The sequence below is a fragment of the Streptomyces sp. NPDC006450 genome (genome assembly GCF_040612195.1).
GTDB lineage: Bacteria > Actinomycetota > Actinomycetes > Streptomycetales > Streptomycetaceae > Streptomyces.
The window spans coordinates 22711-34713 of the sequence record NZ_JBEXPT010000003.1 but is presented as its reverse complement, the minus strand read 5'-3'; the positions used below and the strand labels follow the sequence as shown (position 1 = coordinate 34713).

10 protein-coding genes are annotated in these 12003 nt (G+C 72.0%); 5 read left to right on the top strand and 5 right to left on the bottom strand.

Annotation, left to right across the window (positions count from 1 at the left end):
- Positions 1-198: 198 nt before the first annotated feature.
- A complete protein-coding gene (locus ABZY57_RS02045; protein ID WP_356507214.1) occupies positions 199-534 on the bottom strand; it encodes a WhiB family transcriptional regulator in 336 nt (111 codons plus the stop codon).
- Between the two features lie 379 nt (positions 535-913).
- Here ABZY57_RS02045 and ABZY57_RS02040 point away from each other — a divergent pair, with 379 nt between their 5' ends.
- From ABZY57_RS02040 to ABZY57_RS02025, 4 genes are all read left to right on the top strand, one after another.
- A complete protein-coding gene (locus tag ABZY57_RS02040) occupies positions 914-1525 on the top strand; it encodes a response regulator transcription factor (RefSeq protein ID WP_003948568.1) in 612 nt (203 codons plus the stop codon).
- A 366-nt stretch (positions 1526-1891) separates the two neighbouring features.
- Positions 1892-2530 (top strand): sigma-70 family RNA polymerase sigma factor, encoded by a 639-nt coding sequence (locus ABZY57_RS02035; RefSeq protein ID WP_356507212.1) that lies wholly within the window; start codon positions 1892-1894, stop codon positions 2528-2530.
- Positions 2531-2655: 125 nt separating this feature from the next.
- Positions 2656-4161, top strand: a complete 1506-nt coding sequence (guaB, locus tag ABZY57_RS02030) for an IMP dehydrogenase (protein WP_356507210.1) — start codon at positions 2656-2658, stop codon at positions 4159-4161.
- Between the two features lie 178 nt (positions 4162-4339).
- Positions 4340-5464, top strand: coding sequence for a GuaB3 family IMP dehydrogenase-related protein (locus ABZY57_RS02025; RefSeq protein WP_243333436.1), 1125 nt, complete (start codon positions 4340-4342; stop codon positions 5462-5464).
- A 95-nt stretch (positions 5465-5559) separates the two neighbouring features.
- On the opposite strand, the gene ABZY57_RS02020 is transcribed toward ABZY57_RS02025, so the two are convergent.
- The 4 genes from ABZY57_RS02020 to ABZY57_RS02005 all read right to left on the bottom strand — a co-directional run bounded on the left by ABZY57_RS02020 (position 5560) and on the right by ABZY57_RS02005 (position 9835).
- The gene (locus tag ABZY57_RS02020; protein ID WP_356507208.1) at positions 5560-7266 is read right to left on the bottom strand and encodes an insulinase family protein; all 1707 of its coding nucleotides are present in this window, start codon (positions 7264-7266) and stop codon (positions 5560-5562) included.
- Positions 7267-7351: 85 nt separating this feature from the next.
- Entirely contained in the window at positions 7352-7717 is a 366-nt protein-coding gene (locus ABZY57_RS02015; RefSeq protein ID WP_356507206.1) for a hypothetical protein, read from the bottom strand.
- 193 nt (positions 7718-7910) lie between these two features.
- A complete protein-coding gene (locus ABZY57_RS02010) occupies positions 7911-8456 on the bottom strand; it encodes a hypothetical protein (RefSeq protein WP_356507204.1) in 546 nt (181 codons plus the stop codon).
- 149 nt (positions 8457-8605) lie between these two features.
- Complete coding sequence (locus ABZY57_RS02005) at positions 8606-9835, bottom strand: nucleotide sugar dehydrogenase (protein WP_243333440.1); 1230 nt, start codon at positions 9833-9835, stop codon at positions 8606-8608.
- Between the two features lie 339 nt (positions 9836-10174).
- Here ABZY57_RS02005 and ABZY57_RS02000 point away from each other — a divergent pair, with 339 nt between their 5' ends.
- Positions 10175-11899, top strand: coding sequence for a glycerol-3-phosphate dehydrogenase/oxidase (locus ABZY57_RS02000; protein ID WP_356507201.1), 1725 nt, complete (start codon positions 10175-10177; stop codon positions 11897-11899).
- Positions 11900-12003 lie beyond the last annotated feature (104 nt).

Here is a 12003-nt window from a genome sequence, read left to right as displayed (position 1 = left end):
CCCGGCCGCCCGGTTACCGGGTTACCCGGCCACACCGGCCCACCCGGTCCATCGGCGCCGGACGGGGCCGGACGGGGCCGCCAGGCGAAGGACCGTACGGCGGTACGGCCAGTCGGGTGGCGGCCCGGTCCGGTACGCGACGCGTCCCCGCGTGCCGGTGAATCGAAGAAACGTTCCTTCGGTCGTTTCGTTTGCCGCTCAGTGCGGAGTGATCGGCGTGCTCGGTCCGATCGCGCTCGCCGCCGGGATCAGGCGATGGCGGGCGCGGCCCATCAGTTCTTCGCGTTCGTCCTCGGTGAGGCCGCCCCACACCCCGTAGGGCTCGCGGACGGCGAGAGCGTGCGCGGCGCATTCCGAACGCACCGGGCATCGCATGCAGACCTCTTTAGCCGAGGCCTCGCGCGCGCTCCTGGCCGCGCCCCGCTCGCCTTCCGGGTGGAAGAAGAGGGAGCTGTCGACCCCGCGGCAGGCAGCCAGCAGCTGCCAGTCCCAGAGGTCGGCGTTCGGTCCGGGGAGGCGGGAGAAATCTGCCATTGGTAGTCCTCTTGGGGCCGGTACTGAGGCGGATACGGTCCATGTCTCCACACCTACTGTCGTAGTAGATGTAAATATGACTCATTGGGAATCTAGCCTCAGACATGCGCCAAACGGAAGGAAAGCCGCCAAATAGGGCATAACGCCAGATGGAGGACACGCGGCGAGTGGCTCCTCCCTTGTGTTCGCTTCCTCACGTAGAGTGCCGAAGGTGTCCGTCCGACCCGTAACTCTTTCGAGTGACCATCGTTGAGAGTGCGAAGGCGGTTGAACCAAGAAGTTCTCGGACAGGTGTCCGGGGGCATCGACCGCACAGGTGACGATACGTACCAGCCTGGAGGCTCAAGGTGACGCGCATCAGCAGCTGCGGAGGGCGGTCATGACATCCGTCCTCGTCTGCGACGACTCCCCGCTTGCCCGAGAGGCGCTCCGTCGCGCGGTTGCCACCGTGCCCGGCGTCGAGCGTGTGACGACGGCTGCCAACGGCGAGGAAGTCCTCCGCCGCTGGGGTGCCGACCGCTCCGACCTGATTCTGATGGATGTACGGATGCCCGGGCTCGGCGGTGTGGAGACGGTTCGCCGGCTGCTCTCGGCCGACCCCGGCGCCCGCATCATCATGCTGACGGTCGCCGAAGACCTGGACGGCGTGGCCCTCGCGGTCGCCGCCGGCGCCCGGGGCTATCTGCACAAGGACGCCTCGCGCGCCGAACTGCGGGCCACGGTCACCCAGGCCCTCGCCGACCCGACCTGGAGGCTGGCCCCGCGCCGGCTCCGCTCGGCCGAGATGGGCGCCGCGCCCACGCTCACCGCGCGCGAGATCCAGGTGCTGGAGGGCATGAGCCACGGCCGGTCCAACGCGGAGATCGGGCGCGAGCTCTTCCTCTCCGAGGACACGGTCAAGACCCACGCCCGCCGGCTGTTCAAGAAGCTCGGTGCGTCCGACCGGGCGCACGCCGTGGCACTCGGGTTCCGCTGGGGCCTGGTCCGCTGACCGCGCGACCGCCGGCCCTCACCGGCCGGCGGTGCCGCGGCCGGGCCCGCCCGGCTCCCCGGACCTCGCGGCCCCGGACGCCCTCCGGAATCTCCCGCCGTCCGATCCGCCGCACCCTCGTGCACATGGGGGATTGACGGTGCACAATCCGGGGGACGTGTCGCTTCGGGCGCGATGCCGCATGCTTGAGGGTGTGGCGCATCCTGGAGATGTCGCCGCGGGGACGATTCGGCCGAGCGGGAGGGGAGGGGCCAGGGCATGAGTTCCGGTGCACCCACCCCGCACAACCCGTCGACGCATAACGCTTCGACGCACAACACGGGCCGCGGTGCCGCGAATACTCCGGCGCCAAGGCACCATGGATTGATGCGCCAGGACTGCGAAGACCCAGCCCCGGGGTCACCCGCGACCGCAGGCGGTAGCGGCGCCTCCCGGAACAGCGGTGACAGTACCGTCAGCGCGCTCGTACGCCGTGCGGTGGAAGGCGACGAGCAGGCCACCCACGACCTGCTCGCCTTCGTGCACCCCCTCGCCATCCGCTACTGCCGCTCCCGCCTGTCGCGACTTCCGGGTGACGCTCGTCACTTCGTGGAGGACCTGGCGCAGGAGGTCTGCGTCGCCGTCCTGATGGCCCTGCCGCGCTACCGCGACACCGGACGCCCCTTCGAGGCCTTCGTCTTCGCCATCGCCGCGCACAAGGTCGCCGATCTCCAGCGGGCCGCCATGCGCCATCCGGGCAGTACGGCCGTGCCCTCCGACGAGATGCCGGAGCGGCCCGACGACTCCCTGGGGCCCGAGGAGCGCGCGCTGCTGAGCAGTGACGCCGCATGGGCCAAGAAGCTGCTCGCCAACCTGCCGGAGAACCAGCGCGAGCTCCTCGTCCTGCGCGTGGCCGTCGGACTGACCGCCGAAGAGACCGGGCAGATGCTCGGAATGTCTCCCGGGGCCGTGCGCGTCGCCCAGCACCGGGCGCTGAGCCGGCTCCGTGCGCTCGCCGAGCAGTAGGCCGTACGGGGTTTTTCCCGTAGGAAGCTACGAATCTTGCCCTTGATCTTGGTCGTGGAATGAGACGCGTCGGGATCCCGTTAGCATGGACATCCGCGCTGAGCAAGACCATCTTGGAAGGTGTCATGACTGTGAACGCCGACGGAGTGCCCGACAAATTCGCCACGCTCGGCCTCACTTATGACGATGTGCTGCTGCTCCCGGGGTCGTCGGACATGTCCCCGGACGCCATCGACACGTCCTCGCTCATCTCCCGCAACGTCCGTGTGAACGTCCCGCTGCTCTCCGCCGCGATGGACAAGGTCACCGAGGCACGGATGGCCATCGCCATGGCCCGCCAGGGCGGCGTCGGCGTGCTGCACCGCAACCTCTCCATCGCCGACCAGGCCAACCAGGTCGACCTGGTCAAGCGCTCCGAGTCCGGCATGGTCACCGACCCGATCACGGTGCACCCCGACGCGACCCTGCGCGAGGCCGACGAGCTCTGCGCCAAGTTCCGGATCTCCGGCGTCCCGGTCACCGACCCGGCGGGCAAGCTGCTCGGCATCGTCACCAACCGCGACATGGCCTTCGAGTCGGACCGCAGCCGCCAGGTGCGCGAGGTCATGACCCCGATGCCGCTGGTCACGGGCAAGGTGGGCATCTCCGGCGTGGACGCCATGGAGCTGCTGCGCCGCCACAAGATCGAGAAGCTGCCGCTCGTCGACGAGTCCGGCCACCTCAAGGGCCTCATCACGGTCAAGGACTTCGTCAAGGCCGAGAAGTACCCGAACGCCGCCAAGGACAAGGACGGCCGGCTGCTCGTCGGCGCGGCCGTCGGTGTCGCGGGCGACGCGTACGAGCGGGCCCAGGCCCTGATCGAGGCGGGCGCCGACTTCATCGTCGTCGACACCGCCCACGGCCACTCCCGCCTCGTCGGCGACATGGTCTCCAAGATCAAGTCGAACTCGACGGTCGACGTCATCGGCGGCAACATCGCGACCCGCGACGGCGCCCAGGCCCTCATCGACGCCGGCTGCGACGGCATCAAGGTCGGCGTCGGCCCCGGCTCCATCTGCACCACCCGCGTCGTCGCCGGTATCGGTGTCCCGCAGGTCACCGCGATCTACGAGGCCTCGCTCGCCGCCAAGGCGGCCGGTGTGCCGGTCATCGGCGACGGCGGCCTGCAGTACTCCGGCGACATCGCGAAGGCGCTCGTCGCGGGCGCCGACACCGTGATGCTCGGCTCGCTGCTCGCGGGCTGCGAGGAGTCCCCGGGCGAGCTGCTGTTCATCAACGGCAAGCAGTTCAAGTCGTACCGCGGCATGGGATCGCTCGGCGCGATGCAGTCCCGCGGCGACCGCAAGTCCTTCTCCAAGGACCGCTACTTCCAGGAGGGCGTGGGCGGCGACGACAAGCTCATCCCCGAGGGCATCGAGGGCCAGGTCCCCTACCGCGGCCCGCTCTCCGCGGTCGTGCACCAGCTCGTCGGCGGCCTGCGCCAGTCGATGTTCTACGTCGGCGGCCGCACGGTGCCGGAGCTCCAGGACCGGGGCCGGTTCGTCCGGATCACCTCGGCGGGGCTCAAGGAGAGCCACCCGCACGACATCCAGATGACGGTCGAAGCGCCGAACTACAGCCGCAAGGGCTGATCGGAGCAGCACAGGAGGGGCGGGTCCGCGCGGGCCCGCCCCTCCGGCGTGCCCGGCGCCGTGAGCTGCCGCGGTGGGGCGCAGGGTGCCGCAGTCGTCCGTACAGCGGTCACCGGAACGCGACGTGCCGGGGTTCGGGGATACTGGACGGGCAGACCCAGAGGAAAGGCCACCACACGTGACTGAGATCGAGATCGGGCGCGGCAAGCGCGGCCGCCGGGCGTACGCGTTCGATGACATCGCCATCGTCCCCAGCCGCCGTACCCGGGACCCGAAGGAGGTCTCGATCGCCTGGCAGATCGACGCCTACCGCTTCGAGCTCCCGTTCCTGGCCGCCCCCATGGACTCGGTCGTCTCCCCGCAGACCGCCATCCGCATCGGCGAGCTCGGCGGCCTCGGCGTGCTGAACCTCGAAGGCCTGTGGACCCGGTACGAGGACCCGCAGCCGCTGCTGGACGAGATCGCGGAGCTGGACGAGGAGTCCGCCACCCGCCGTCTCCAGGAGATCTACTCCGCCCCCATCCAGGCGGACCTGATCCGCCAGCGCATCAAGGAGGTGCGCGACTCCGGTGTCGTCACCGCCGCTGCGCTCTCCCCGCAGCGCACGGCCGAGTTCTCCAAGGCCGTTGTCGACGCGGGCGTGGACATCTTCGTGATCCGCGGCACCACCGTGTCGGCGGAGCACGTCTCCGGCGCCGCCGAGCCGCTGAACCTCAAGCAGTTCATCTACGAGCTCGACGTCCCGGTCATCGTGGGCGGCTGCGCCACCTACACCGCGGCCCTGCACCTGATGCGCACCGGCGCGGCCGGTGTCCTGGTCGGCTTCGGCGGCGGCGCCGCGCACACCACGCGCAACGTGCTGGGTATCCAGGTGCCGATGGCCACCGCCGTCGCCGACGTGGCCGCGGCCCGCCGCGACTACATGGACGAGTCCGGCGGGCGCTACGTGCACGTCATCGCCGACGGCGGCGTGGGCTGGTCCGGCGACATCCCGAAGGCCGTCGCCTGCGGCGCCGACGCCGTGATGATGGGCTCCCCGCTGGCCCGTGCCACCGACGCGCCCGGCAAGGGCAACCACTGGGGCATGGAGGCCGTCCACGAGGACGTGCCGCGCGGCAAGAAGGTCGACCTCGGCACGGTCGGCACCACCGAGGAGATCCTCACCGGCCCGTCGCACTCCCCGGACGGCTCGATGAACATCTTCGGGGCGCTGCGCCGCTCGATGGCCACCACCGGCTACAGCGAGCTCAAGGAGTTCCAGCGGGTCGAGGTCACCATCGCGGACTCGCAGCACAGCCGCTGACGGTTCTTCCGTACGCACGCCGGAGGGCCGGCGCCCCTTGGTGGGGCGCCGGCCCTCCGGCGTGTCCGGTGGAACTGCTCCGCGGGTGGGCGCGGCTACCTGCGGCCCGAGGTCCGCAGCCTCAGGCAGACGGCCCAGGGGATCAGGGAGGCGCCCGCGACGAGCAGCCACTTGAACAGGAACCAGGCGTCGTCCGGTGCCAACTGGCCGTGCTCGTCGCCCATGGTCATGCCGAGGAGCAGCACGGCGGCTCCGATGACCATGCCCGGGAGACCGAGCACCCACAGCAGGACGGTGAACCAGGGGGCGGTCGGGGCGGCGGGCGCCGGGGCCGGGGCCGGGGCCTGTGGGGCGGTGCGCGGGGCCCGGGCCGGGGAGCGGGGCGGCATCGCGAGGAGCGCGGAGCGCGGAACACCCTCGTCGATCGGCGCCAGCTCGGCAGCGGTGATCCCGAAGCGGGTCGGCTCGACGGTGAGCGTGAACCCGTCGTGGCCGACCAGGTGGCGGGCGCCGTCCGGGTAGGCCTGCACCAGGGAGCACTCGGCGTAGCGGACGGTGATCCGGCCGGCCGGGCCGACCAGGCCCACCCCCTCGGCGGACACGGTGAGGATGGTGCCGGGATCGTCCAGGGCCGGGTACGCCTGCCCGCAGATGCTCTGCGTGGACCCGGTGGGCGCGGCCGAGAGCCCTGCCCCGTCCGCGCTCCCGCGGGGCGCCCGCAGCAGGGCGTCCGCCCACAGGGCGTGCGCGACCTCGTGCAGGGCCTCGGCGGTGACCGCCTCCAGCTCGGCCCGCTCCTCGGCGAGGGTGCGGAGGGTGCGGTCCAGCAGCAGGTCCGCGGCCCGCGCCGGGAGCCGGGCCGCGGCGAGCCCGGGGGTGTCGAGCCGCGCGAGCGCGGAGGCCCGTACGGCTTCCAGAGCGGACGGGTCGACGCGGCCGGTGCGGAGCTTCGCGAGGACGTCCACGAAGGCGCCGGCCATCGCGTCCTGGTGCTGCGGGAGCGCCTCGGCGCGGGCGACGACGGTCGCGGAGCCGGCGTCGCGCGGGAGGTACGTGGCGGTCGCCGTGTACGCGTACCCGCTGTCCCGGCGCAGTTCCCTCAGCAGCTGTTTGCCGAGGACCTCGGTGAACAGGCTCGCGGCGGCGGAGCGCGGCAGTACGGAGGTCAGCGTGACCGAGCCGTCGTCACCCGGGAACCGGGCGGGCAGCTCGGGCAGGGCCGAGGTGGCCTCGGGCGCGGGGAGCCGGCCGCCGGCGGGGAGGGTGAGGTCGAGGCCCTCGGGGACGGTGCCCGCGGTGATCCACAGGACGGCGTTCCCGGTCGTGAACCGGGTACGGGCCCAGTCCCGCACCTGCTCCGCGGTGAGGTGCGGGAGCCCGACCTCGGCGTAGCCGGTGAGGCCGTAGGAGCGGGAGCCGTAGCGCCACTGGGCGCAGCGGCCGGCGGGGTCGGGGGCGCGGTCCGCCGGGGCGGTGCGCAGGATCTCCTTCAGGGTCTCCAGCCGCTCGACGGGGAGGTCGCGCAGCGCGGCACAGACGCCGCTCAGGTGGGCCGCCACTTCGGCGGGGGTGCCGGTGACCTGGAACCCGGTGAAGGTGGCGGCGGGCGCGGGACCGTCCTCGTCGGGCGGGTCGCCCGGGCCGAGCCGGTGCAGGGCGAGGTGGCGGACGAGGCGGGTGATGCCGCTGGTGGCGAGGGTCTCGTCGGCGCGGCCGACGCGGAAGAGCAGCCCGGCGGTGACCGGGCCGGGCTGGTGGGCGAGGAGCACGGGGACTCCGTCGACGGTGCTCTCGGTGATCATGTGGCTCCTCGGCCCGTGCGGGGGCCGTCGTGTGGTGGTGCGGCTCGTGTCGGGGGGCGCCGGGCTGTGGGGCGCGGCTCTCGGATCAGGCCCGGCCGCGGTCGCGCCGGCGTACCTGGGTGACGCACAGGGCGGCGGCGCCCGCGGTCACGAGGGCGGCGGCCTTGACCGGACGCCAGTCCCGGTCGGCCTTGGAGACGGACCGGTCGGTCACGTGGAACCCGAGCGCGAAGGTGAGGACGGCCAGGGCCGCGGCGAGGACGCCCAGTCCCCAGATCGCGGCGGTGACCGGCCAGGCACGCGGGTCCTTCAGGGCCGTGGCGAAGCCCGGCTCGGTCGCTCGCGGGATCACCGAGGGGTCCCGGGGCTCCATCGCCACTACGGCAGACGGGGGAACGGAGCGGTCGGCGGGTTCGTACACGGGCCGGCCGAGCGGGGGGTGAGCGGACACGCGCGGATCATATGACCGGTGGTCGTGCGGGCGACAGGGAATTGAGCCCGGGATCCCGATCATGGGAGCGGCAGATCGGGAGGGGTGCGGGAGGGGAAGTCGGCCGTACGGTCCCGCGGAGTGGGCCGGTCCGGCTCGCTTCCGTACCCGGCTCGGTGGTCCGGGTACGGAGAGCGCGGAGCGAGGGGCTGCCTCAGTCGCCGATCTTCTTGGCGGTGCTGAATCCGGTGAAGGCGCCGAGGGCCAGGAACAGGAAGTTCATGATGTCGGCGTCCTCCTTCCAGATGTCGACCAGGCCGGAGACGCCGAGCGTGCTCAGCACGTCGCCCAGGCCGGCGCCGGTGCCCCCGGCGATCACGAGTGCGTAGAAGAACAGCTCGCCGAGGAAGACGGAGACCACCGAGAGGCCCGCGCTGACGAGCGGAAGGATCGGGTTGCGGCCTCCGAGCTTGCCCGCGGCGAAGCCGACGACGGCGCCGACGCCGACCGCCGCGTAGCCGATCTCGCGTTCGAGGGCGTTCATGATGCCGCCGTACGCCGCGGCGGCGGCCAGGGTCGCGACGACCGCGGCGACGATGCCGAGGCCCACGTTGTTCGCGCGGGCCGGTGCGGCCGGGGCCGGGGCCAGGAAGGAGGCGCCGCTCTGGGCCGGGACGCCGGCCGCGACCGGGGGCGCCGGGACGGCCTCGGGCGTGGGCGTCGCGGACTCGGGCGCGGGCGACTGGAACTGCTGGCTCATGGAGAAATCCCCCCCAGGGATTTTGGGCACACGGGGCCCGCACGGCTGACGTGGGGGTGTATGCGCGAGATAAGTCGCCGCAGGCTAGCAGCAGCCTGCGACATCCGTGGAGGGGTTTCGGGTGGGCGGACCGGGCGGCAGGGCGTGCCCTAGAGGCGGTGCGCGGCGCCCGCCGGGCTGGCGCCGCGGGTGTCCAGCAGCAACTGGGCCTTGACCGCCAGGCCTTGGAGATCGTAGGTGCGGTGGTGCTGGAGCAGGATCGTCAGATCGGCGTTGGCGGCGGCCTCGTACAGCGACTCGGCACGGGGGACCGGCTGGTCCCTGACGCGCCATCCGGCGATGTACGGGTCGTGGTAGCTGATCAGCGCACCGAGGTCGAGGAGGCGGCTGGCGATCTCGCGCGCCGGGGAGCCCTCCTGGTCGGCGAGGTCCGGTTTGTAGGTGACGCCCAGGAGGAGGACGCGGGCGCCGCGCGCGGACTTGCCGTGCTCGTTGAGCAGGGTGGCGCTGCGCTGGATGACGTACTGGGGCATCCGGTCGTTGATCTCCTGCGCCAGGCCGACCATGCGCAGCGGGTGTCCCGGGGTGCGGGTGGTGTGGGGGAGGTAGTTGGGGTCGAGGGGGACCCCGTGGCCGCCGACTCCGGGGCCGGGGCGGAAGGCCTGGAACCCGTACGGCTTGGTCTCCGCGCAGCGGATGACGTCCCACAGGTCCACGCCCAGGTCGTGGCAGAGCACGGCCATCTCGTTCATGAGGGCGATGTTGACGTGCCGGTAGTTCGTTTCGAGGAGCTGGACCGTTTCGGCCTCGCGCAGGCCGCGGGCGCGGACCACCTTCTCGGTGAGGCGGGCGTAGAAGGCGTGCGCGGACTCGGTGCAGGCGGGGGTGAGGCCGCCGATGACCTTGGGGGTGTTGGAGATGCCGTGCGTGCGGTTGCCGGGGTCGAGGCGGCTGGGGGAGTAGGCCAGGTGGAAGTCCCGGCCTGCGCGCAGGCGTGAGCCCGATTCGAGGATCGGGCGCAGGTACTCCTCGGTGACGCCCGGGTGGGCCGCCGATTCGAGGATGACGGTGGTGTGCGGGCGCAGCCGGGCGGCGAGCGTGCGGCCGGCCTCGCCGACCGCGGAGAGGTCGAGTGCGCGGTCGGCGCCGAGCTGGGTGGGGGCGCAGATGACGGCCGTGCGGACCCGGCCCAGCTCGGCGGGGTTGGTGGTGACCCGGAAGCCGGCCGCCGACATGCGGCGGATCTCGGCGGCGGTGAGGGTGGAGTCCGTCGCCGGACCGCTGTCGTAGCCGACCGTCTCGATCCCGGCGGCCACGGCTGCCTGGGCGAGCGGGAGGCCGAGATGGCCGAGTCCGATGACGGCGAGATCTGCGGGCATGGGGGTGCCGTCCCTTCCCTTCCCTGACATGCATGAGGGGGCGGAGCGCGCAAGTCCTGTGGAGGAGGAAAGCTGGCGCAATGTCAGACTAGGCGTATATATGACAGATATGTCGTATTCAGGGGTCTTGGTCGCCTCCGTGTTATCCACAGGCGGTGGCTGATGTGGATGCGGCCGGTCAGAATCATGAACGGGCGATGTGAGCGGGATCACCCATAACCGGTGGGATGACCGCACAGGGCGGACGGGGCGACCCGCGTCAACGGGAGGCAGGCAGCCGTGAGGACTGGGACTGGGACGGGGACAGGGGCCGGTACGGGCGCAGGGGCGGGTACGGGGATGGGGACGGGAGGAGGCGGTGGGCGGGCCTCGCTGGGGCCCGCACAGCGGGCCGAGGCGCTCGCCGGGATGGCCGAGCGGGAGCTGGACGTGCTGGTGGTCGGGGCCGGTGTGGTGGGCGCCGGTACGGCCCTCGACGCCGTCACCAGAGGCCTGTCGACCGGGCTGGTGGAGGCGAGGGACTGGGCTTCGGGCACCTCCAGCCGTTCCAGCAAGCTCATCCACGGTGGGCTCAGATACCTGGAGATGCTCGACTTCGCCCTCGTGCGGGAGGCGCTCAAGGAGCGCGGCCTGCTGCTGGGGAGGCTCGCCCCGCACCTGGTGAAGCCGGTGCCGTTCCTCTACCCGCTGCAGCACAAGGGGTGGGAGCGGTTCTATGCCGGTTCGGGCGTCGCGCTGTACGACGCCATGTCGCTCTCCAGCGGCCACGGGCGCGGACTGCCGACGCACCGGCACCTCTCCCGCAAGCGCGCCCTGCGGATCGCGCCGGCGCTGCGCAAGGACGCGCTGGTGGGCGCCCTGCAGTACTACGACGCCCAGATGGACGACGCGCGCTACGTGGCGACCTTGGTCCGGACGGCCGCTGCGTACGGGGCGCAGTGCGCCAACCGGGCGAGGGTCATCGGCTTCCTGAGGGAGGGCGAGCGGGTCGTCGGCGCGCGGGTGCGGGATGTGGAGGGCGGCGGGGAGTACGAGATCCGGGCGAAGCAGGTCGTGAACGCCACGGGGGTGTGGACGGACGACACCCAGGCGCTGATCGGGGAGCGCGGGCAGTTCCACGTGCGTGCTTCGAAGGGCATCCACCTCGTCGTTCCCAAGGACCGGATCCACTCCTCGACCGGGCTGATCCTGCGGACCGAGAAGTCGGTGCTCTTCGTCATCCCGTGGGGCCGGCACTGGATCGTGGGCACCACGGACACCGACTGGGACCTCGACAAGGCGCACCCGGCGGCGTCGAGCGCGGACATCGACTACCTGCTGGAGCACGTGAACTCCGTGCTGGCCGTCCCGCTGACCCGGGACGACGTCCAGGGGGTCTACGCCGGCCTGCGGCCACTGCTGGCCGGCGAGTCGGACGCGACGAGCAAGCTCTCGCGCGAGCACACGGTGGCACACCCGGTGCCGGGGCTGGTGGTGGTCGCCGGCGGCAAGTACACGACGTACCGGGTGATGGCCAAGGACGCGGTGGACGAGGCGGTGCACGGGCTGGACCAGCGGGTCGCGCCGTGCGTGACGGAGGACGTGCCGCTGGTCGGGGCCGAGGGGTACCGGGCCCTGTGGAACGGCCGGGCACGGATCGCCGCGCGGACGGGACTGCACGTGGTGCGCGTCGAGCACCTTTTGAACCGGTACGGCTCGCTGGTGGAGGAACTGCTGGCACTGATCGCGAAGGATCCCACGCTCGGGGAGCCGCTGACGGGAGCCGACGACTACCTCCGCGCCGAGGTGGTGTACGCGGCCTCGCACGAGGGGGCGCGGCACCTGGACGACGTGCTGACCAGGCGGACGCGGATCTCGATCGAGACCTTCGACCGGGGGACGCGATCGGCGCGTGAGTGTGCGGAGTTGATGGCTCCGGTCCTGGGCTGGGACGAGCAGCAGATCGAGAAGGAAGTGGAACACTACGAGAAGAGAGTGCAGGCGGAACGGGAATCGCAGCGCCAGCCGGACGACCAGACGGCGGACGCGGCGAGGTTGGGGGCGCCGGACATCGTCCCGTTGTAACTCCGCGATGTCGCGGGCGGAACCGCGGACCCGGGGCTCCCGTCCGTTGCGGAGTAAGGGACAATGAGGGTTCTGCCGGGGCGGGTTACCGGGCACCCCGGCCG